Below are 22,586 nucleotides of genomic sequence, written 5' to 3'. Positions count from 1 at the left end.
CGAAGCTTCGAGGAGATTATCTCCTTTATCGTCCTGTCATTTATATTGATTTTTATACAATAAATTACGCCTCAACATAACGATAAATTATTATACAATGATTAGAATCCAAAAGCATTTACAAACTCCCTATTAAAGCCACCAGAAACTCAGTCGTTATTTCGATATGTGGAATATGCCCGCAGGCTTCAAATTCTACAATTTTAGAGCCTTTTATTTTAACAGCTGTATTTTTCCCAAGAAACTTATACTGCCCGTAAATTACTTTCTGATCATCAGTTAACAAAGCTTTGCCAATTATCGTTCTATCTTCTTTACCAATAAATAAAATCGTTGGTACTTTCAGGTTTTGAAATTCATCCGCAACAGGTCCGTCGTAAATCATTTTATAAGTTAATGCGGCAACTTTAGCATACCTGGGGAAATCAGCACTATAAATTACACCTGCTGCCACATTCACCAGGGTCTCATAATCAGGTTTCCAATAGGTAAAGTAGCTTCTGTAATACTGGCGAATGCTTTCCGGTGTATTTTTAAGTTCACGTTGATATTGTTCCTCAACAGTAGAGGCGGGAACAAATGTTTTATAATCTTCCAAACCAATCGGATTTTCGAGCAGCAATTTATCTACCCTTTCAGGAAACATTAACGCAAAACGGGTGGCTAACATTCCGCCCATGCTATGCCCTAAAATTGAAGTTTTTTGTATGCCTAAAGTATCGAGCAATTTTTTATTCCAAGCTGCAAGCTGTTGGAAAGTGTAATTAATAATAGGTTTTGATGAACGTCCGAATCCAATCTGATCAGGAACGATAACCCTAAATCCACTTCCCGTTAAAGCTTTTATAACATTTCCCCAATAATACCCGCCAAAGTTTTTACCGTGGAAAAGCATAACCGTTCTACCATTAGGGAATTTAGTTGGCGCTACATCCATATAAGCCATTTTTATATCCTGGCCTTCCACTGTAATTGGTAAATAATTAATCTGGTAAGGATATTTTACATTTTCCAGGTTAACGGATAGGGTATCTATTTTTTGAGCATATGTATTTGAAAGTGATAATAATGCAATGGCAATAAGAAAGAAAAATTTTTTCATGGTAGAATAGATATATCTGCTAATCGGCCTAATTTAATAATAATTAATACTTTTGAGCCGACCAAATAGATTAAAAATCATGCCCATTTTTTATTTAGGTGATGGCCAGCTCCATATAAATACAATTTCAGAAATTACATCAGGCAATTACGTTATTGCCCTGAGTGAAAAAGCGATTGAACGCATTAATAAATGCAGAACCTATTTAGATGATAAGCTGGCAATTAATAATGAGCCCGTTTACGGCATAAATACAGGTTTTGGATACCTTCAGAATGTTAAAGTAGAACAAGAAAACTTAACTAAATTACAACACAATTTATTGCTTTCTCATGCCTGCGGAACTGGCGATGAAGTGCCAAAAGAAATTGTAAAGTTAATGTTGCTTTTAAAAATTCAATCCCTTAGTTATGGTTTTTCTGCCATTGCTATATCAACGGTACAACGTTTAGTCGACTTTTATAACCATGATATTTTTCCGGTTGTTTACACACAGGGTTCTTTGGGCGCTTCAGGCGATCTGGCGCCACTGGCGCACCTGGCATTACCGCTCATTGGAGAAGGCGAAGTGATTTACCAAAACACTAAAATTAAAACTTCAGCACTTTACAAAACGTTGAACTGGCAACCGCTTTCTCTACAATCTAAAGAAGGCTTAGCTTTAATAAACGGGACCCAGTTTATGAGTGCTTACGGGGTTTATGTTCTTATAAAAACACAAAAACTAAGTAGCTGGGCAGACAAAATAGCGGCGATTTCTATAGACGCTTTTGATTGCAGAATAGAACCTTTTGATGAATTGAGTCATCAGATAAGACCTCATAAAGGACAAATTGAAACCGCACAAATCATTCATTCTTATTTACAAGGGAGTGAAATTATAGTTCAGGCAGGAAAGCAAACACAAGATCCGTATTCGTTCCGTTGCGTGCCGCAGGTGCATGGAGCCAGTAAAGATAGCATTGCCTACATCCGGTCGGTTTTTGAAACCGAAATTAATGCTGTTACCGATAACCCGAATGTATTTCCTGATGAAGACAGAATCATTTCTGCAGGGAATTTCCACGGACAGCCATTAGCCTTAAGTCTGGATTTTCTATGTATTGCTTTGGCGGAATTAGGTTCTATTTCGGAGCGGAGGGTTTTTCAGTTAATTTCCGGTCAGCGGGGACTACCGCCTTTTCTAGTTAAAAATGCAGGCTTGAATTCAGGCTTAATGATTGCTCAATATACCGCAGCATCTATTGTAAGTGCAAATAAACAGCTTTGTACGCCATCATCAGTCGACAGTATTGTGAGTAGCAATGGCCAGGAAGACCACGTGAGTATGGGGGCAAATGGTGCAACGAAATGTTTAAGCGTAGTTAAAAATCTAGAAAACATTTTAGCCATTGAACTTTTAACGGCAACGCAAGCTTTAGATTTACGGAGGCCGCTAAAATCGTCAGTTATAATTGAAGAAACATGTTCAGCTTACAGAAAGTTGATAAGTTTTAATGATGCCGACAGGATTCTGGCAGATGATGTAAAAAAATCAGTAAGCTTTATGCAGGAATTTGATGCATAAAACTTACTGAAAAGCGTATTCTTATTTATTAAACATCGTTTTTAAAATCGATGCGGGCATAACGACTAATGTAGAATCAGACAGGCTTCCTGAAGATTTTTTTATACTGATATCAGATATTGTTAAAGAACCTTTACCGCCAGTTTTTACCACTAGATTATCGATGCCAAATTTATTTTCATTGGCCTCACCACCATCTATAAATATATTTGATTTACCGGAAGCATCAACATTGAGTGAGTTGTAAGATGTTAACTCTGTTTTTAAAGTCGAGCTTTTTAAAGTCAGTTTAAATTCTTTTATAGAAGATTGATTGATATAAAGTTCTTTTACACTGTCTGCCAAGAGTGTTAAATGATTAAATTTAGCATCTGAATCCAAATCAATATTAGCAATTTTATATGCATTTAGCGTAAAGGCGTCCTTGCTATCAACAGCTAAATCTAATCTTTCACCTTTAGCAAAAGATAAGCCACTAAAGTTTGGCGCATAAACAACCAGCGATAAATAAGGGCCTGTTTCTTTAGTAATATCTTTAACCGAAATTTGTAATACCCCTTTTTCATCAATTTTGTAATTTATCAAATCTTTATATTCCTCTGGTATTTTTAATCCGGTTTGCGTATCAGTTATCAAACGAATATTTATTACCCTGTTTTTAGCATCGGCTAAATTTAAGGCGGTAAAAGGTTGTGTAAGTTTTATGCTGATATAGCCTTCGGTTTTTGTACCAAAACTGTTTATACTTTTACTTTCAGCAGCCATTGTTTTGGCATCGCTATAATTCATTTTAACAGTTACTGCAATCACCATGATCGGAATTATGATGAGTGAAACTGCTAACGCAATTAATAGTTTATTACTTGTTTTCATGTTTTAAACGTTAAAATTTTCTTTAACAAATGTTTCATATTTGGCTTTAAGTTCATCAAAACCGATGTTTAACAAATAGATGTTTCTGAATACGACAGGTAATTCATCATCTATAAATTGCACTTTTCTATAGCCTTTTACATTTTCTATTGCGCTTTCATCAACAAAGAAACCAATGCCCCTTTTGTTGTTAATGATATTTTTATTCTGCAGCAATTCGTATGTACGCATCACGGTGTTTGGGTTTACTTCCATTTCTACAGCGAGTTCTCTAACTGAAGGTACTTTTTCCTCGGCTTTCCATTTTCCCAGCAAAATATGTTCGCAAACATAATCTGCTATTTGAAGGTATATTGCCTTATTATCTCTGAATTCCATATCTCTACCAATTAAAAAATTAAACCTCTTTTTCTTTCAGGCGGATATAAGCTATCGCCCAGAATATTAATGTTAAGGCTGTTGTTATCAAGAGAATTAGCAGAAGAGCAGAATCTCCATTATTTCGATAGTTGCCGTGATTAACCCTAACCATATCACTTGTTAAAATATCTGCCGCCTTAAAAATTATATAGGCCGTAATACCAGAAAAAATCATGACCGAAATCGCTGTTTTTATGTAATGAAACCGGTTGAAATAAACAGAACCCAAAAGGAAAATGCTTGTGATAAGAAATGGTGAGGCAAAGAAGTACCCGCAATATTCAAGGTAATTTTTGTCATTAAATAGTTGATGCGAGATACTTTGAGCTTCAGTTACTTTAGGATTTATACCTTTAAACGCATCGATATTGGAATTTAAATATTTTACAAAAGCCAGGTCGGTTAAATAGAATATTAGCAGGTAACTAAACAAGCTGATTATTGCCGTGTAAAATATGCCTGATAAAAACTTTTCGAAAACAGATGCTGGTGTCATTAATTCTAAAATAGCCCTTGATTTTTGCCCCAGCAGATTAAAATAGTTACTGGCTATAATGCTGATAAACAAAAAGCCCAGAAAAAGGAATAATCCATATCTAAACCGCATATCAAGGTTGCCATCATAATCTGTAATGTTATTACTGTGAATAGATGGAATGAAATAGCTGTAAAAGCCGATAATAATTCCGATCAGCACAACTAAAGTTCCTAGGTAAATTTTTCCAAAATCCAACCATTGTCTTTTAAGCAATAAGCCAAATCTGTTTATGTTAAATGTATTGTTCATCGCTAATTGAATAAGGGTTTAAATTTGATTTTTTCTGCGAGAATAGCATTGAATAAAAGTTCCATATCCAGCTTGCTGTCTTCATTATGGTAATTCGGCATAACGGCATTATATCCGGATAAAGATGCCTCCGCGTAGATAATGCTCTCATCTAATTCCTTCACTTTTTTGAAAGTCAGCTTTTGTGTAATCTCATCAACCGAAGCTTTCAGCGCAACGTCATGCTCATCCAGCATAATTACAGTATCTATTAAGTTATCCAGATCTCTAACCTGGTGGGTAGATATGATGATGCAGCGATCGTCTGTTAAAACCGATGCCATAATCTTTCTGAACTGCGCTTTCGAAGGAATATCCAATCCATTAGTAGGTTCATCCATAATAACCAGTTTTGCCTGGGTTGCAAGCCCGAATGCAATAATGAATTTCTTTTTCTGGCCATAACTCATATTAACCAGTTTATTACTGGCCGGAATATCAAATTCTTTTAATAACTGCGAAAAGTAAGTATGATTAAAGTTTTTATAGAAAGGCGCATTTGCTTTTACATACGAATCGATTTTTACCGATGGCAGATAGAATTCTTCAGGTATAAAGCAAATTTGCTCCAGCAAAGCAGGTTGGCGTTTAACAGGATTAAAACCCATTACGTCCAATGTTCCGCTTTGGGCATAAACCAAACCGGCAAGATTTTTTAGTAAACTCGATTTGCCTGCGCCGTTTTTTCCAAGCAAACCGTAAATATGGCCATTGCTTAACTGCATATTCATATTTTTAAATAATGGTTTATGCTTGCTGTAACCAAAATTCAGATTGTTAATTTTTATCATGCTTACTGTATTAGTTAAATAATACACTAAAATATGTTGTATTCTGATAACCTCCAAATTATTTTTGAAATATTTTATTAAATGCCCTTTTATAACGTTTTTGTAAAATATCAGTTTAATAATTGTTGCATCAAAACATCCTTAACCCGCAGATTGTATGTTTGTATAGTAACACCGTTATATGGATAAAAAATGGGCATACTTACTGGTCAGACTAGCAATTGGTTTAAGTTTTTTTGGTCATGGTTTGGTTCGCTTACCAAAACTTAATGGTTTCAGCAATTGGATGATGGGGCAATTTTCGAAATCACTATTGCCCGATTTTCTGGTTCAGCCTTTTAGTTATGCGTTGCCGATGCTTGAATTTGCTTCAGGATTAATGATTTTAATTGGCTTATTCACCCGGCAAGGTTTGTTGCTTGCCGGATTGGTCTGTTTGGCTTTAATTTTTGGTACAACCATGATAGAAAACTGGGAAGCTTTGCCCTCACAACTTATCCACGTTGCATTCTTAGCCATGTTACTGGTATACCTTCCGCAAAACAGTTATGCGGTGGATAAACTTTTTAAAAAATAATTATGGAATACAGAAAAATTGGAAATTCAGATTTAGAACTTTCGGTCATTACGTTTGGTGCCTGGGCAGCAGGTGGCTGGATGTGGGGCAGTACCGACAGAAACGATGCAATAAATGCAATTAAGGCAGGCTACGATTTAGGCGTAACCTCAATTGATACTGCGCCGATTTACGGACAAGGTGATAGTGAGGAAATTGTTGGCGATGCCATTAAAGGAATCTCCAGAGATAAACTTCAAATTGTTACGAAGTTTGGCATGCGCTGGGATCTAGCCAAAGGCGATTTAGCGATGAAATCTAAAAACAATAATGGTGAAGACATTGATGTTTATAAATACGCTGGAAAAGAAAGCGTAATTTATGAATGTGAGCAATCTTTAAAGCGTTTAGGTACAGATTATATCGATTTATATCAAATTCACTGGCCGGATGTAACGACACCCATTAGCGAAACCTTTGAAGCAGTTAGCCGATTAATTGAGCAAGGTAAAGTGCGTTATGCCGGCGTTTGCAATTATAACGCAGCACAATTAAAAGAGGCAAATGAAACATTAGAAATCGTTTCTAATCAGATTCCTTTCAGCATGGTTAATCGCGCTGTTGAGGATGAAACCGTTCCTTATTGCATAGAACATAACAAATCTGTTTTAGCTTATAGTCCGATGGAACGTGGTTTATTAACGGGAAAAATGACGGCTGATTACGAATTCGAAGAAGGAGACCATCGCAAGGGGAATAAATTTTTCTCCCCTGAAAGCATTGAGAAAACGAATGCATTTTTAGCGAAGATTAAGCCTTTGGCTGATGAAAAAAATGCAACTTTATCTCAGTTGGTTCTGCGCTGGACAATTGAGCGTCCGGGTATCACAATTGCTTTGGTGGGTGCAAGAAATGAAAAACAATCTGTTCAAAATGCAGAAGCAATAAATGTAAAATTGAGTGCTGAGGAAATTCAGTTTATCAATACGGAATTGAAAAACGCAGGGTTTTAATATTAATGACAGATTACGCAAAGATTTCTTTTATGATGATAAGTCTTAGTGTACTCTGTGTATAATTTTTGTGCCTTGTGGTTAAAAAAAAAGATATGTCTAAATTATTTTTCCCTTTAAAATTAAAGGATGTTACCTTAAAAAATAGAATTGTAATTTCACCAATGTGCCAGTATTCTGCCGTTGATGGCTTTGCGAACGATTGGCACCTGGTTCATTTGGGAAGTCGAGCCGTTGGCGGAGCCGGATTGATCATTCAGGAAGCTTCGGCCGTTGTTCCGGAAGGAAGAATCACTTACGCTGATTTAGGCATCTGGAAAGATGAGCACGTGGAGAAACTGAAACAAATCGTTTCTTTCATCCATGATAATGGTGCAATTGCAGGTATTCAGCTTGCGCATGCAGGAAGAAAAGCAAGTTGCGATTTACCCTGGAACGGAGGCGAACAAATTGCTGAAGGCGAAAACAGTTGGTTGCCGGTTGGTCCATCGCCTATTCCATTTAAAGCAGGGCAAGTAACGCCGCACGAATTAAGCATTCAGGAAATTCAGGACATCGTTTTTGCCTTCCGTGCTGCGGCAAAAAGAGCTGTGGATGCAGGTTATAAAGTAATTGAAATTCATGCCGCACATGGTTACTTATTACATGAGTTTTTTAGCCCTTTAAGTAATAAGCGCACCGATGTGTACGGTGGAAGTTTCGAAAACAGAATTCGTTTAACAATTGATGTTGTAGAGGCGGTTCAATCAGTTTGGCCTGAAAACCTGCCGATATTTGTTCGCATTTCGGCTACCGACTGGACTGAAGGCGGATGGGATGAAAATGATTCTGTTCAGTTGGCTGCGGTGTTAAAAGATAGAGGCGTAGATTTGATTGATGCTTCATCAGGTGGAAATGTTCCCGACGCAAAAATCCCGGCAGGACCAAATTACCAGGTGCCTTTTGCTGATAAAATCAGAAATGAAATTGGCATTTACACCGGCGCTGTTGGTGTAATTGTTGAAGCACATCAGGCAGAAGAAATTTTGGAGCAAGGCAAAGCCGATTTAATTTTTATCGCTCGTGAATCGTTAAGAGATGCTTATTTTCCAACCCATGCTGCCCAGATTCTAGGCGATGATACCGAATGGCCAAATCAGTATGTGCGGGCAAAAAGGGAAGTTTTTAAAAAGTGAGGTTAATATTTAGCCACAGATTTACAGATTATAAGTGTTGATTAATCTGTAAGTCTGTGGCTTTTTATTTGTTTCATCTTCCAGCCCATTTCAGCCGCCGAAGCCTGCCCACCACAGACAGGCAAGCTTTTATACGGGTACTACTTCACTAAAGTAAAAGGTACATACAATCCAAAGGTGATGTTCCTTCCTGTATTGTAAACCCCTAAGTTCGGATTTTCGTAATCGAAACGACCCGGTTTAAACCGGCTTAAAGCATCGTAATATTTTTGGTTTAGCAAGTTATTTGCAGAAACTGATAATTTAACAGGTTGTTTACCTAAATTAAAAGTTGCTCCAATGCCGGCGTTTAATAAAGTATAACCACTTGTAGGGGTTTCAAATACAGCATCAACACGGTTTTGTTTAAACGCAGAGTTTATTCCGACAGATAAATAAGCATCGTTTGTGCCTTTTATTTTAGGCTCAAAACGCAGTTCATTTCTAAGTGTTCCGGCAGGAATAAAAGCCAATGGTCTGCCTAAAGTATTATTCTGTGCATGAACATAACCAAAGGTATTTTCAAAATGGATAAACGAAACCGGGTGGATGGTTAAGCTTGCTTCTGCACCGTAAAGATTTGCATTTACTTGCCCGTAGCGGTAAACCGGGTATTCGTCGCCTTCAGCCGTAATGATTTCACCATTGTTTGATGCATAAATGAAATTGTGTACGTAATTATTATAAATGCTTGCACTGGCACTTACTACCTTACCTTCATATTCCAAAGCGGCATCTACCTGGTAACTGCGCTCCGGACTTAAATTCGGATTACCGATTTCATAACGGAAAGTACCTTCATGCACGCCGTTTGAGCCTAATTCAGCCGGGTTTGGTGCGCGAAATGCAGAACCCGCATTTGCTTTAAAGTTCCATTCTTCGTTAAACTGATGTGTAAAACCTAAGGCACCGCTTACATTCGAGAATTTATTTTCAAACGCAGGGAATTGCTCATCGCCATCCACAAACAATTGTTTGCCAATATTTTTACGGTAATCGTAACGGGCACCTAAGCTGAAGGTATTGTTTTCCCAGTTTTTCTTTGCGTAAGCAAAAACACCGACACCATAGGTATTGTAAGCAGGAATTAAAAACTCGATGCCTTTATTCTGACTTTTACCTGCATCAGCACTTATACCAAATACAGGTTGCCAGCCGTTGCTGGTTTCGTGGATGTAATATTTTAAATCGGCATTGTATGTTTTAAGGTCAAAAAATAAAGAAGGATCAGGGCCGTCTTCTAACTCGCGGCGTTGGTTTTGCTGGTAACCAAAATCTGCTTTTAAATTCCCGTCACCAATTATAAAGTTGTTGTTTAAAGCAATTTTAAAATGCCTGATGTCCTGACGGGGATACTCTAAATCCCTGCTTTTGAAATCTGACGATGAAAAAGGATTGCCGTCTTCTTTAACAAAATTCCCTGCAGCATCTAAAGTTGGTTCATAAAAACCGATATTATTACGAAAATTGGAAACATTTAAATGCGTGTAGCCCCAGCTTTTATTTAAGCCAATCATACCACTTAAATCTGTTTCATTAAAGCCGGAGTTAGGAAAATAACCGGTTGGCGTTTTAAAAGAATAGGCGTTTTTATACGTTCCACGGGCACGCCATACAAATCCATTTTCATTGCCATTTAACATCAATGAGTTTGCGGTCAGGCCATTGTTGGTTGCGTAATTGGTGATAAATTCACCTTTAACTTGTCCTTCCGGAGCCGAACTTGGCTCTAATAAATTGATAACGCCACCAAGCGCATCAGAGCCATATATTAATGATGCAGCGCCGCGTAAAACCTCAACCCGGTCTGATTTAAACTGGTCGATTTCGATGCCATGTTCGTCGCCCCATTGCTGGCCTTGCTGTTTAATTCCATCGTCCAAAGTTACAATTCTGTTGTAACCTAAACCCCGTATAACAGGTTTTGATATGGACGGACCTGTTGTTATTTGTGATACCCCGGGAATTTTTGTTAATGCATCAATTAAATTTGTTGATGGCTGTAGTAATTGATCCTTACCTAAAACAGCAGCCGAAGCACTGTTTCTTTTGCTGGTGCTGCTGATTAAGCTTCCGGTGATAACCACTTCTTTAGTTTCTATCGCAGTAGGCTGAAGCGAGAATTCCAGTACACTTGCAGTTGCAAAATTTATAGTCTGTGTTGCGGTTTTATAACCAATAAAATGAACTTCTACTAAATAGGTTCCTCTCGATGGAAGGTTATTTAACGTAAATTCCCCATCGCTGTTGGTTTGTGCGGTAACCTTTAAATCCGGGATAAATATGGTTGCTCCAGGTAAAGTTTGTTTTGTTGAAGCATCTGTAACCTTACCTTTTATGTCTTTTAGTACGTTCGCAAAAACTGAAGTACTTAATAATGTATATAGAATTACAAAGCCTATAAGCTGTAATTTTTTCATGATATGCGTGTTTTGAATTGTATCGGATAGCCAAACAAATAGCGCTTACATAGCCGCTATGCTTTAGTATCTCATAATTAAAAATTTGATTAAATACCCTAAAGGGTTTTGAGCTGAAAAAAAATTAGGCTAAAGGAGGGCCGCGTAAACTGGTACGCTTTATTTCTGTAAAGAAACTTTTAAGTACAGGGTTCGCCTGACTGAATATTTTTGCGGAAAGAAATATTTTATAAAGTTGATGCGTTTGAACGTAATTTTTTTCGAAGCCGGCGTTACAAATTAAGCAATTATCGGCATGTGCCTGTACATGGCTTAAATGTTTGCAGTTAACTTCTTTGGTTACAACCGGAACAGGCTGATGATGATGGATTAAATTCCATGGGGTTAAGGCAATAGCAAAAACCATCAGCATTACTGCTGATAAAAAACGGTTAATATTTTGCTTATGCTTTTTCAATTTGCCAAAAATAGCAATTACTATTCAATTAATATTTTTACTTACTGGTTGGTGTCCCACCAAACAGCTAAGTTAAGTTTCGGTCGGTGAGACACCAACCGATAGATAGTTAAAATATTTTGCTTATGCTTTTTCAATAAGTCAAAAATAGAAATAACTATTCAATTCTATACCTTTGAAAGGTAACATTGCTTTTATAGTACGTATTTGCCAAACTCATCACCAGGTAAAGCTTATTTTAACAAATCCAGAATACCTAAAACGGTTAATTTCTTTTGATCGCCGCTTTGCATATCTTTCAGGGTTAATTCGCCGGTTGCAATTTCATCGCCACCGATTAAAATTACATAAGGAATTTTCTTGGCATCGGCATAGGCCATTTGCTTTTTCAGCTTTGCGGACGATGGGTAAAGCTCGGCTGAAATGCCCGCATTTCTGAATTGTTGTAAAATGGGTAAAGCATATTTTTCTGCTTCAGCATCGAAATTACTGATTAAAACCTTTGTTCCGATTTCTGCTGATGCGGGAAAAAGGTTCAGCTCTTCCAATACATCATAAATTCTGTCTGCGCCAAAAGATACACCAACACCGGTTAAATCTTTCAAGCCAAACATGCCGGTTAAGTCATCGTATCGGCCACCGCCGCCAATGCTGCCCATGGCAACTTCATTGGTCTTCACTTCGAAAATGCAACCCGTGTAGTAGTTTAAGCCTCGAGCTAAAGTAATATCCAGTTCAAGCTTCGCTGTTAATGGCAAGGCGTAAGAAATTAAGCTTTCTACATATTCGAAAACCTGCTCAATTTCAGCAATACCTTTTAAGCCGGTTGCTGATGAAGATAGTACGGTTTTTAAACTTTCCAACTTTTCAACGTTCGAACCTTGCAACAATATCACCGGATGAAGTTTTTCCAAATCCTCTTCCGTAAAACCACGTTCTAATAATTCTTTACTAACACCATCCAAACCTATTTTATCCAGTTTATCGATGGCAACCGTCATATCGATAATTAAATCAGGTTTGCCTATAATCTCGGCGATGCCTGATAGAATTTTTCTATTATTAATTTTTATACTGAAATCCTTCAGGCCTAATTTGGCTAATGCTTCGTTGTAAATCAGGATAAATTCGGCTTCATTTAATAAACTTGTTGAACCAACCACATCTACATCACACTGGTAAAACTCACGGTACCTTCCCTTTTGTGGCCTGTCGGCACGCCAAACCGGCTGCACCTGGAAACGCTTGAAGGGTAAGGTTATTTCGTGCTGGTGCATCACCACATAACGAGCGAAGGGTACGGTTAAATCGTAACGCAGGGCTTTTTCGGAGATTAGCGGAATCAGCTTATTGCTATTTTCTTCTTCTGAAAAGTCGAAAGATTTCTTTTTAGGGTCTTTTAAATATTCCCCGCTGTTCAAAATTTTGAAAATCAATTTATCACCCTCGTCCCCATACTTTCCCGTTAGGGTAGAAAGGTTTTCAAAGCTTGGGGTTTGAATTTCTGCATAACCATATTTTTTAAAAACCGATTTAATGGTGTCATAAATAAAGTTGCGTTTCACCATTTCAACAGGTGTAAAATCGCGTGTACCTTTTGCTAACGAGGGTTTAATAACTGACATAGCCGCAAAAGTACAAAAAGGTTTATTAACCGCCGACATGTTTTACCACCAGGGCACTAAGAACACAAGGTTAAAGTTACCTGTCAGAAAAGATAAATTATATTATTGGCGATTCGCTATTAATTTGCCAACACTGCAATCAGTAAAATCCTCAAATCGGTGAAATCAACCTGCAGAAAAATCTTCATAATCAATCCGCAGGAAATATCGAATATAATACCTTGCTTTATAGGCAAAAAACTTAAATTTGCGACAACAAAAAAAAATATAATGAGTTTCAGAATAGAACACGATACCATGGGCGAGGTGCAGGTGCCTGCCGACAAATACTGGGGTGCACAAACCGAACGCTCACGCAATAACTTCAAAATCGGACCTGAAGGTTCAATGCCTAAAGAAATTATTCATGCTTTTGGATACCTGAAAAAAGCAGCTGCTTTAGCAAATACGGAGCTAGGTGTACTTTCTGCGGAGAAAGCCGAGTTAATTTCCAAAGCTTGTGATGAAATTATCGCGGGTGATTTAGATGACCAGTTTCCATTGGTTATTTGGCAAACCGGTTCTGGTACACAAAGTAATATGAATGGAAATGAAGTGATTGCCAACCGCGCGCACGTCATTAACGGTGGCGCACTGGCTGACGATAAAAAAGTACTTCACCCGAACGATGATGTGAATAAATCGCAATCCTCAAACGATACTTATCCAACGGCGATGCATATTGCAGCCTATAAATTAACGGTAGAAAATACCATTCCCGGTTTAGAGAAATTGCGTAATGCACTGGCAAAAAAAGTAGAAGAATTTTCCGGAATTACCAAAACGGGGCGTACACATTTTATGGATGCAACACCATTAACTTTGGGACAGGAATTTTCCGGCTATGTGCAGCAAATCGATAACAGCATTAGGGCAATTAAAAATGCTTTGGTTATGGTTGCAGAGTTAGCTTTAGGCGGTACTGCTGTTGGTACAGGTTTAAATACGCCAAAAGGTTATGATGTTCTGGTCGCACAAAAAATTGCTGAATTAACAGGCCTGCCTTTTGTAACCGCTCCGAATAAGTTTGAGGCTTTAGCGGCCCACGATGCTATGGTTGAGCTTTCCGGTGCTTTAAAACGTACTGCGGTTGCCTTAATGAAAGTTGCGAATGATGTGCGTATGTTAAGTTCAGGGCCGCGTTGTGGTATTGGTGAAATCGTTATTCCAGATAATGAACCAGGTTCCTCGATCATGCCGGGAAAAGTTAATCCAACGCAACCGGAAGCATTAACGATGGTTTGTGCGCAGGTTATTGGTAATGATGTTGCCGTTTCTGTTGGCGGTATGTCCGGGCATTTTGAATTAAACGTTTTTAAGCCTTTAATCGCGGCGAACGTATTGCAGTCGGCACGTTTAATTGGCGATGCATGTGTTTCTTTCACAGATAAATGTGCGGAAGGCATTACGGCTAACTTACCGGAAATTGAGAAACACCTGCAAAATTCGTTGATGCTGGTTACCGCTTTAAATCCACATGTGGGTTACGAAAATGCAGCCAAAATTGCGAAAAAAGCACATAAAGAAAATAAAACTTTAAAAGCGGCAGCTGTTGAATTAGGCTTATTAACCAGCGAACAATTCGATGAATGGGTTCGTCCGGAAGATATGGTTGGCAGCTTAAAATAAGCTACAGGCTCCTAAGTATAACTTAAGAACGCTAATCAAAGATTTGGGTTCTTAAGTTTAAACATCCTTTGTAAAAAACACTGAGATTGTTAAGGTGTTGTATAACTTAAAAATAATTTAATCCATAAGAATATGAACAATTCGATAATGGCAACACTTTTTAGCCTGGTTTCCATCATTTCTCCTTTGCTCGTGTTAATAGGAAGTATATACTACATTAGCAAAAAGGTTGGCGCTGATTCCATTTTACTGCTCATCGGCTCGGGTATCGGGTTTCTGATTAACGTGTTTTATATTTTAATTCCTTATTTAATAAGCAGGAATAATATGCCAGCATCAAAAGTAACCCAGCTTTACCCTATTGTCGGTATTGTAAGCATTTTTTCAGGTATTTCCTTTGCTGTGGGGTTCTTTATCCTCGTTTATAACACCATTGCCAAACAAAATAGTATCGGGAATCAATTTTCTTTTAATAAAGATTGAGACATTAAATGCAGAACTTAAAACCTGGGAAAACACCATTAGCGAGATTAGGAATTTTATCTGTTTTGCTCTTCACATTTTTTCTTTTGTTGTTGGCCAGCTGTTCACCGCGCCCAAACATTCAGGGTAAGGGGGAAGCATTTATGCAGGGTGTTTGGAATGAAGATTCGGTGGCTTTCAGTAATAAATTGAGTAATTATACGCAACACCATTTTAAGTTTACCTGCGATTCGGTTTACATAGATTTAGTAACGCACAGCAAAATAAATTTTTACGAAGATTCCTGCTACAATAAAGGCATCTGGAAAGAATACGCCAAAGGTGTTTACGCAGTGAAAGGCGATACACTATTTATAGGTGCAACTTTTACACATGCCAATTACAAACAAAAAATTTCAGGGTGTTACCGCATCGGCAGATATGATAAAAACTTCCTGATTAAGAAAAAAGCTGCTGATACATTAGTTTTGGAAAGTTTAAGCGACCAACGCGAAATCACCTTATCGCTCAAAGAAAAAGTTACCTGTGTACAAAAAGAATTATAATATGATATTTGAATCAATAAAAAAGAAACTTGCCATTATTGCAGTAATTAGCTTATTAAGCCAGTTGCCAATGCAGGTAAATGCCTGGGGAATGATTGGCCATCGCGTAGTAGGCGAAATCGCAGACAGCTATTTAAATGCAAAAGCCCGAAAAGCAATTCAGTCTATTTTGGGTACCGAAAGCTTAGCCATGTCGGCAAACTGGGGCGATTTTATAAAATCGGATTCTGCCTATAATTACATGTACAACTGGCACTTTGTAAATCTCCCTGGCGGTTTAGATAAACAAGGTGTTTACAATATTCTGGAAAGTGAAAAAGCGCCAAATCTTTATAACAAAATTATAGATTTAACCGCTGTTTTAAAGAAATCGGGCAGTACAGTTGAAGAAAAGAAATTAGCGCTTCGTATGCTTGTACATATGGCGGGCGATTTATGCCAGCCCATGCATGTAGCACACAAGGAAGATTTAGGCGGTAATAAGGTTTCTGTACTATGGTTTAATGAAAAATCTAATTTACACCGCGTTTGGGATGAGCAGCTAATCGAATATCAGCAATTAAGTTATACAGAGTTTTCCAAAGCAATTAATCATCCATCAGCTGTTCAGTTATACAATTGGAGAAATACAAGCTTAAAAGATTGTATTTACGAATCTTATCTGGTTTGCGGTAAAATTTATGACAACACTAAACCCGATTCAAAATTAGGCTATCGGTATAATTTTGAATGGGTAGATACGCTGAATCAGCAATTGTTAAAAGGTGGTGTTCGCCTGGCGAAAATGTTGAATGATATTTATGGTTAAAGTTATAATTACCTCTTTTTATTATTTAGTGTAGCGAAAATTAACAAGGTTACGTTTAGTAATTAAAGCCCAAACCTCATGAAAAAAATATTAGTCATTTTAGCGTTTTGTACAGTTTTAGGCTGTAAAAAAGATGCAGATAAGACGCTTACCAGTAAAAACTGGAAAATAGAATCTGCAACAGTTACACCTGCTTTAACGATTGGCAACAAAACAAATACTAATTATATCGAATTAATGGGTGGCGGTAGCTGCATTGCAAATATGATGATTTCATTTTCTGCTAACGGGACTTTTACTTCAGGTTCTAATGGCGCCCTTTGCGATATGATAGCGACTACTGATATTAAAACCTGGAAAAGAAACGGAGACCAGATTATATTATCCGGGAGCGAAAATTTTCCAATGATATTAAAAGATAATAAACTAACACAAACGATAACAACAAAACCTATTGGAGGAATTGTTTACACTTATGTTTATGTCTATAAAGCCCAATCTAAATAATTTTGAAAATTTTAATGGTTTGCTTGGGCAATATTTGCCGTTCGCCTTTAGCGGAAGGGATTATGCGTCATTTATCTGACGAAAAAAATCTAAACTGGGAAATTGCATCTGCAGGAACAGGAAACTGGCATGTTGGAAAAGCACCGGATTATAGAAGTATTGCCGCAGCGAAAGCAAGTGGATATGATATTAGCACTCAACGCGCTCAGCAGTTCGACCATTCCATGTTTGCTAAATATGATTTGATTTTTGTGATGGACAGGAATAATCTGAAAGATGTTCAAAGCCTGGCTAAAACCGAAGAAGAGCGTAAAAAAGTTAAATTATTCCTGGATAACGATGAAGTTACAGACCCTTATTGGGATAATGCCCTTTTCAGCCCGGTTTGTAAACAGGTTGAAGAAAGATGTAAGGCAATTATCAAACAACTTTCTTAATTTAGAACTAAATTAAAGAAAAAACACACGCTAACCATCTGTTATGAAAAAGCTATTTTCTATTTGTCTGCTACTTGCGGCTATAATTTTATTTCAAGGTTTTGTTTCTGGAAAAAAGAGTCCCAGGGTTTTAGTTTTCTCTAAAACGAAAGGCTACCGACATGCATCTATAGAAGCCGGAAAAACAGCTATCCAAAAATTAGGCTTAGCACATCATTTTTTAGTTGACACGACTGAAAATGCAGCATTATTTACAGAAGCCAATCTTAAGAATTACTCGGCAGTTATTTTTTTAAGTACAACCGGAGACGTTCTGAGTGATGCACAGCAGGCCGCATTCGAAAGATATATTCAGGCCGGGGGTGGTTATGTAGGTATTCATGCAGCAACAGATACTGAATACGGTTGGCCATGGTATGGAAAACTTGCCGGTGCTTATTTTTTAAGTCACCCAGAACAACAAAATGCCCGATTCATCATAAAAGACAAGAAACATCCATCAACCAAATTCATGACAGATTCTGTTTGGATGCACAGAGATGAATTATATAATTTCAAAGACATTAATCCCGATATTAAGGTGCTTATTACACTCGATGAATCTTCGTATAAAGGTGGTAAGAACGGCAATTTTCATCCTTTCAGCTGGTACCACAATTTCGACGGGGGAAGATCTTTTTATACTTCAATGGGGCATACGGATGAAACCTGGAACGAGGAGCAGTTTCTAAAGCATCTGTATGGTGGAATTGAATACGCAATTGGCGGACAGAAAAAACTCGACTATTCAAAAGCCCATACTAAGCTGCCTTAAACCGGCCATTAGTTAGTGGTTTAACATTTTCGTTAACGAGGTAAATGTATTTAAGCATACAAAAGGAAGCAACCGCTCCGAATGTGTGCCATAAGAAATGCGTGCCTGTACTTAATATTTCCCATTTATCAGTAATACGAAAGGTTAAAGCAAATATAAAAGCTATTAATGCAAAGCCGACCCATTTTCCATTTCGCCATTCGGTTTTAAACAGGTATCCAAAAACAGGAAATAGAACTAAAGCAGCCATAAACGCATAGTTGATATTGATAAATATCTGAAAATCACCGCCAGTAAATTGTTTTCGTAAAAAGAACTGGAAAAAAGCATAAATCAGGACAATAAGGGCCGCGAAATACCATTTCGTAATTTTAGCCAGAAAGTAAGTTCCTGCAGCCAGACAAAGCAACATTATCGGTATCCAGTCCATCATAATAAAAACAGGCCAGCGCCTTAAACCATGATAGGTTGTTCCACCAATGCCACCTACATATAATAAAATTAATGCGATGGTTAAAAAAGTATGCTGTTTAAAATTTCCCCAAAGTTTAAAAGTCCAGTATACCGCAATACCCAGGAAAAAACAACTCGTAATCGTATTTAACGGTTCGGGGAATAATTGACTGAGGTTTGTTTCTGTGTAAACCGTACCGCCATCAGGAGGATTCTGAATTAAAATGTTCATGATTTTTATAACATTTTATGAAATTTAATGTTTGCTCAGAATATTTTTTGAGGCTTTTAAGCACTAATAAGTAAGCGGCCGGCGGAGGCAAAACATATTTCTTCGGCGTCGTGTATTCACATTAATGTACGTTAAGCTTGATCGGTATTTAAACGGGAGATTCGATTACCTGCAATACTTATCCATAAGAATATAAACAATTAACTGCTATAGCTTATAGGAATAGAATTTTTATAAAAATGACAAACCTTTTCTGTTTAGATCATGTTGAAATAGTACATAAATCTATAAAAAACATGAAAACGACAACAGTAACAACAGAAGTTTTAAACGACCTTGTTCAAATTAATAATGACCGTATTGAGGGTTATGAAAAAGCACGCAAAGAATTAAAAGATGGCGATGAAGATTTAAAATCTTTATTCTTAAATATGATTGAAGAAAGTCAGAAATATAAATTAGCATTAGCTACAGAAATTTCTGCTTTAGGAGAAGATATAGAAACCGGTACAACAACATCAGGTAAAATTTACCGAGGATGGATGGACGTTAAAGCTTTATTTACAGGTCACGACCGTCAAACTGTTTTAAACAATTGTGAGTTTGGCGAAGATGCTGCTCAGAATGCTTATAAATTGGCTTTAGAAGAAGAGGATTTACCTTCAAACATCAGGTCATTAATTTCTGATCAGAAAGCATCTTTAAGACAGTCGCATGATGAAATTAAAAGATTACGCGACGCTCAGGCATAAGTGAGTGAAATATAAAACGGAAAACCTCCTTCGATTGATTAATCGGAGGAGGTTTTTTTATTACGGTCGTTCGTCATTGCGAGGAACGAAGCAATCCTAATGCGAAGGCTAGTAGCGATCGTTGTAAGATTGCTTCCTCGGCTGAAAAAGCCTCCTCGCAATGACGACCTTAAGCCTCCAATTCCTTATCCAAATGTTCTGTAACCCGTTGAATCGTATTATCAATTGTGTTACTTAAAATCGTTAAGTAAGAACCTTTTTTAGCATTGTCAATTGCAATTTGTAAACACTCTGTACTCTTATTATTAATGATAATTTCTTTGTTGGGATCAACTTCTTTAATGCCTTTCACCAATAAATCAATTAATTCATCCTGTGTTCGCCCACGCAGGTATTTTTCCTGGCAAATGTAAATTTTATCAAACATTTGTGCTGCAATACGGGCCGTTTCGATAATATCTTCGTCTCGCCTGTCGCCGGTTCCTGAAATTATGCCCACATGTTCTGTTGATTCTACACTTTGCAGGTAAGCCTTAACGCCATTAAAGCCATCCGGATTGTGTGCAAAATCAACCAGTACTTTAAAATCCTTGAACCTGAAAACATTCATTCTACCAGGCGTATGTGCGGCCGATGGGATAAAAGTTTCAAGCGATAAACGAATATCATCGGTTTTATAACCCCATAAGTAGGCTGCAAGTGTTGCTGCAAGCACGTTTTGAATCATAAAGTTTACCGAACCACCAAAGGTTAAAGGAATGTGCGTAGCCTTATCAACCCTTAATTTCCAGTCACCGGTTTTTATGGTAATGTAACCATTTTCATAAATCGCTGCAATACCACCTTTCCGGCAATGTTCTTTAATAACCGGATTATTTTCATCCATACTAAAGTACGCTACATTACAACGGGCATCCCTGGCAATTTTAACACAGTAACCATTGTCGGCATTTAAAACGGCCCAGCCTTTACGTCGAACAGCGCCAACAACTACTGCTTTTACCCTGGTTAAATCATCCAGGTTATGAATATCAGAAATACCCAAGTGATCTTCCTGAATATTTGTTACCACGCCGATATCACATTGATTAAAGCCTAAACCCGCTCTTAAAATACCGCCGCGGGCAGTTTCTAAAACAGCAAATTCGACTGTCGGGTCTTTCAATATAAATTCTGCACTAACCGGGCCTGTGGTGTCACCTTTCATCAACATGGTGTTGTGTACATAAACGCCATCAGATGTGGTATAACCAACTCGTTTACCATTGCTACGAATAATATGTGCAATTAACCGGGTTGTGGTTGTTTTTCCATTGGTACCTGTTACCGCAATAATCGGAATCTGCGATAATTTTCCCGGCGGATAAAGCATGTCAATTACCGATGCAGCTACGTTTCTGGGTAAGCCTTCGCTAGGTGCCAGGTGCATTCTGAATCCTGGTGCAGCATTTACTTCTAAAACAACACCACCATTTTCAGTTAGGGGTTGTGTTAGGTTTTGCGCCATAATATCAATACCGCAAATATCCAATCCTATTACCCTGGAAATCCTTTCGCAAATGAAAATATTTTGCGGATGAACGATATCGGTTACATCAATAGATGTTCCGCCGGTACTTAAATTGGCCGTAGATTTCAGGTAAACAACCTCACCTTTCTCCGGAATGGTTTCTAAAGTGTATTCCTTTTTGGCAAGTAAATCCAGTGTATCCCTATCAACCGCAATTTCTGTCAGCACATTTTCATGTCCATAACCGCGGCGCGGATCTTCGTTTTCCTTGTCAATTAATTCCTGTATGGTATGGATACCGTTGCCCTTTACATGCGCCGGATCACGTTGTGCAGCTGCAACAACTTTATGATCAATAACCAGTACACGAAAATCATATCCGGTAATAAATTTTTCTATAATAACCCTGCGGGAATAGGTTTTAGCATAGTCGAAAGCTGCTTTCGCAGCCTCCAGCGTTTTCACATTAATGGTCGCACCCTTACCGTGATTACCATCTAAAGGTTTAAAAACCAATGGGAAACCTACCTTTTTAACAGATGCTTCCACATCATCAGGATTTGAAATGGTCACGCCAGATGCGACAGGAATGGCAGCTTCAGTTAATAAACGCTTTGTTTCTTCCTTATTACTTGCGATATCTACGGCAATGCTGCTGGTTTTTTCGGTCATGGTTGCCCTGAAACGAACCTGGTTTTTACCATAACCCAATTGCACCAGGGAACTTTTATTTAACCTGATCCATGGAATACTTCTGCTAACCGCTTCCTGAACAATGGAGCCGGTGCTCGGACCTAAGGCTTCCAGTTCGCGAATTTCCTTCATCCGGCGGATATCGTGATCCAGGTCATATTCAACATTATCAATTAAAGCCTGTGCAATTTTTACCGAAGCTTCTGCGGCATAAACGCCAACTTTTTCCTCCAGGTAACTGAAAACCACATTATATATGCCTTCGGTTTTAGTTTGGCGTGTTCTGCCAAAACCGGTTTCCATACCTGCAATGGTTTGAATTTCCAGTGCAATATGCTCAATAACATGCCCCATCCAGGTACCTTCTTTTACCCTGGTAAAAAAGCCGCCTTCTACACCTTTAGAGCAACGATGGCTGAACATGCTTGGCAAAAGTTTTTCTATCCGTTCACTAAATCCTTCAATTGTATTTGTTGGCCTTTGTTCCAATTCCTCTAAATCGAGGCGCATTTGGATTAATTTTTTGCGGTTTATCGACCAGATATTTGGCCCTCGTAGCACTTGTATGTTTGATATCTTCATGTAATATTTTGTCCTTTTTATTTATCAGGGGTTTGGGATAACCTATAATTCAATTTTCAGAAATAATTGATGATTGTAAATTATACATTTATTTTGAAAATAGATACTGCATTTACCTAAATCAATTTTAAGCGAGAATTGTTTTGTTTTCAGGGTACAGCAATTAAACTTTTGATATAAATATTTCAACTTTTGTTAATAAAGTTAAGATTATTGACAAAAAAAGTCGTGTTTTTTA

Annotated in this window: 22 protein-coding genes; 12 read left to right on the top strand and 10 right to left on the bottom strand. The window is 37.7% G+C overall.

Annotation, left to right across the window (positions count from 1 at the left end; translation table 11 throughout):
• Positions 1–118: 118 nt before the first annotated feature.
• Positions 119–1,102, bottom strand: a complete 984-nt coding sequence (locus O0931_RS11570) for an alpha/beta fold hydrolase (RefSeq protein ID WP_269415742.1) — start codon at positions 1,100–1,102, stop codon at positions 119–121.
• A gap of 79 nt (positions 1,103–1,181) precedes the next feature.
• Between O0931_RS11570 and hutH the strand changes: the two genes are divergently transcribed.
• The gene (gene hutH, locus O0931_RS11565; RefSeq protein ID WP_269415741.1) at positions 1,182–2,669 is read left to right on the top strand and encodes a histidine ammonia-lyase; all 1,488 of its coding nucleotides are present in this window, start codon (positions 1,182–1,184) and stop codon (positions 2,667–2,669) included.
• 21 nt (positions 2,670–2,690) lie between these two features.
• On the opposite strand, the gene O0931_RS11560 is transcribed toward hutH, so the two are convergent.
• Genes O0931_RS11560 through O0931_RS11545 form a run of 4 tightly spaced genes read right to left on the bottom strand, consistent with a single transcriptional unit; the run spans position 2,691 to position 5,579 of the window.
• Complete coding sequence (locus O0931_RS11560) at positions 2,691–3,542, bottom strand: hypothetical protein (protein WP_269415740.1); 852 nt, start codon at positions 3,540–3,542, stop codon at positions 2,691–2,693.
• A 3-nt stretch (positions 3,543–3,545) separates the two neighbouring features.
• Positions 3,546–3,920 (bottom strand): GntR family transcriptional regulator, encoded by a 375-nt coding sequence (locus O0931_RS11555; protein ID WP_269415739.1) that lies wholly within the window; start codon positions 3,918–3,920, stop codon positions 3,546–3,548.
• A 19-nt stretch (positions 3,921–3,939) separates the two neighbouring features.
• Entirely contained in the window at positions 3,940–4,749 is an 810-nt protein-coding gene (locus tag O0931_RS11550) for a hypothetical protein (protein ID WP_269415738.1), read from the bottom strand.
• Between the two features lie 2 nt (positions 4,750–4,751).
• Complete coding sequence (locus O0931_RS11545; protein WP_269415737.1) at positions 4,752–5,579, bottom strand: ABC transporter ATP-binding protein; 828 nt, start codon at positions 5,577–5,579, stop codon at positions 4,752–4,754.
• A gap of 181 nt (positions 5,580–5,760) precedes the next feature.
• Between O0931_RS11545 and O0931_RS11540 the strand changes: the two genes are divergently transcribed.
• The 3 genes from O0931_RS11540 (at position 5,761) to O0931_RS11530 (ending at position 8,323) form a co-directional block, all read left to right on the top strand.
• On the top strand, positions 5,761–6,156 hold the full coding sequence (locus tag O0931_RS11540) for a DoxX family protein (protein ID WP_269415736.1): 396 nt from the start codon (positions 5,761–5,763) through the stop codon (positions 6,154–6,156).
• 2 nt (positions 6,157–6,158) lie between these two features.
• On the top strand, positions 6,159–7,148 hold the full coding sequence (locus O0931_RS11535) for an aldo/keto reductase (protein ID WP_269415735.1): 990 nt from the start codon (positions 6,159–6,161) through the stop codon (positions 7,146–7,148).
• A 95-nt stretch (positions 7,149–7,243) separates the two neighbouring features.
• Positions 7,244–8,323, top strand: a complete 1,080-nt coding sequence (locus O0931_RS11530) for an NADH:flavin oxidoreductase/NADH oxidase (RefSeq protein WP_269415734.1) — start codon at positions 7,244–7,246, stop codon at positions 8,321–8,323.
• A 140-nt stretch (positions 8,324–8,463) separates the two neighbouring features.
• Here O0931_RS11530 and O0931_RS11525 read toward each other — a convergent pair whose 3' ends face one another.
• From O0931_RS11525 to hisS, 3 genes are all read right to left on the bottom strand, one after another.
• Positions 8,464–10,782: a TonB-dependent receptor gene (locus tag O0931_RS11525; protein WP_269415733.1), complete on the bottom strand. Its 2,319-nt coding sequence runs from the start codon at positions 10,780–10,782 to the stop codon at positions 8,464–8,466.
• A gap of 124 nt (positions 10,783–10,906) precedes the next feature.
• Positions 10,907–11,239 (bottom strand): hypothetical protein, encoded by a 333-nt coding sequence (locus O0931_RS11520; RefSeq protein WP_269415732.1) that lies wholly within the window; start codon positions 11,237–11,239, stop codon positions 10,907–10,909.
• A 233-nt stretch (positions 11,240–11,472) separates the two neighbouring features.
• Positions 11,473–12,864, bottom strand: a complete 1,392-nt coding sequence (gene hisS / locus O0931_RS11515; protein ID WP_269415731.1) for a histidine--tRNA ligase — start codon at positions 12,862–12,864, stop codon at positions 11,473–11,475.
• Between the two features lie 270 nt (positions 12,865–13,134).
• On the opposite strand from hisS, the gene fumC reads away from it, so the two are divergent.
• The 7 genes from fumC (at position 13,135) to O0931_RS11480 (ending at position 18,126) form a co-directional block, all read left to right on the top strand.
• Entirely contained in the window at positions 13,135–14,532 is a 1,398-nt protein-coding gene (gene fumC / locus O0931_RS11510; RefSeq protein ID WP_269415730.1) for a class II fumarate hydratase, read from the top strand.
• 132 nt (positions 14,533–14,664) lie between these two features.
• Positions 14,665–15,015, top strand: a complete 351-nt coding sequence (locus tag O0931_RS11505; RefSeq protein WP_269415729.1) for a hypothetical protein — start codon at positions 14,665–14,667, stop codon at positions 15,013–15,015.
• 8 nt (positions 15,016–15,023) lie between these two features.
• Entirely contained in the window at positions 15,024–15,560 is a 537-nt protein-coding gene (locus O0931_RS11500; RefSeq protein WP_269415728.1) for a fumarate hydratase, read from the top strand.
• 1 nt (position 15,561) lies between these two features.
• Complete coding sequence (locus O0931_RS11495) at positions 15,562–16,368, top strand: S1/P1 nuclease (RefSeq protein ID WP_269415727.1); 807 nt, start codon at positions 15,562–15,564, stop codon at positions 16,366–16,368.
• 78 nt (positions 16,369–16,446) lie between these two features.
• Positions 16,447–16,875 (top strand): hypothetical protein, encoded by a 429-nt coding sequence (locus O0931_RS11490; RefSeq protein ID WP_269415726.1) that lies wholly within the window; start codon positions 16,447–16,449, stop codon positions 16,873–16,875.
• Between the two features lie 2 nt (positions 16,876–16,877).
• Positions 16,878–17,312 (top strand): low molecular weight protein-tyrosine-phosphatase, encoded by a 435-nt coding sequence (locus O0931_RS11485; RefSeq protein WP_269415725.1) that lies wholly within the window; start codon positions 16,878–16,880, stop codon positions 17,310–17,312.
• A 43-nt stretch (positions 17,313–17,355) separates the two neighbouring features.
• Positions 17,356–18,126: a ThuA domain-containing protein gene (locus O0931_RS11480; RefSeq protein WP_269415724.1), complete on the top strand. Its 771-nt coding sequence runs from the start codon at positions 17,356–17,358 to the stop codon at positions 18,124–18,126.
• On the opposite strand, the gene O0931_RS11475 is transcribed toward O0931_RS11480, so the two are convergent.
• Complete coding sequence (locus tag O0931_RS11475; protein ID WP_269415723.1) at positions 18,113–18,811, bottom strand: hypothetical protein; 699 nt, start codon at positions 18,809–18,811, stop codon at positions 18,113–18,115. The genes O0931_RS11480 and O0931_RS11475 overlap by 14 nt on opposite strands.
• 296 nt (positions 18,812–19,107) lie before the next feature.
• Between O0931_RS11475 and O0931_RS11470 the strand changes: the two genes are divergently transcribed.
• Complete coding sequence (locus O0931_RS11470; protein WP_269415722.1) at positions 19,108–19,563, top strand: ferritin-like domain-containing protein; 456 nt, start codon at positions 19,108–19,110, stop codon at positions 19,561–19,563.
• Between the two features lie 169 nt (positions 19,564–19,732).
• On the opposite strand, the gene cphA is transcribed toward O0931_RS11470, so the two are convergent.
• Complete coding sequence (cphA, locus tag O0931_RS11465) at positions 19,733–22,348, bottom strand: cyanophycin synthetase (protein ID WP_269415721.1); 2,616 nt, start codon at positions 22,346–22,348, stop codon at positions 19,733–19,735.
• Between the last annotated feature and the right edge of the window lie 238 nt (positions 22,349–22,586).

Origin of the sequence: Pedobacter rhodius (assembly GCF_027213645.1) — a bacterium.
Lineage (GTDB): Bacteria > Bacteroidota > Bacteroidia > Sphingobacteriales > Sphingobacteriaceae > Pedobacter > Pedobacter rhodius.
The sequence above is the reverse complement of the archived record's forward strand: the minus strand, read 5'-3'. Positions and strand labels throughout refer to the sequence as shown.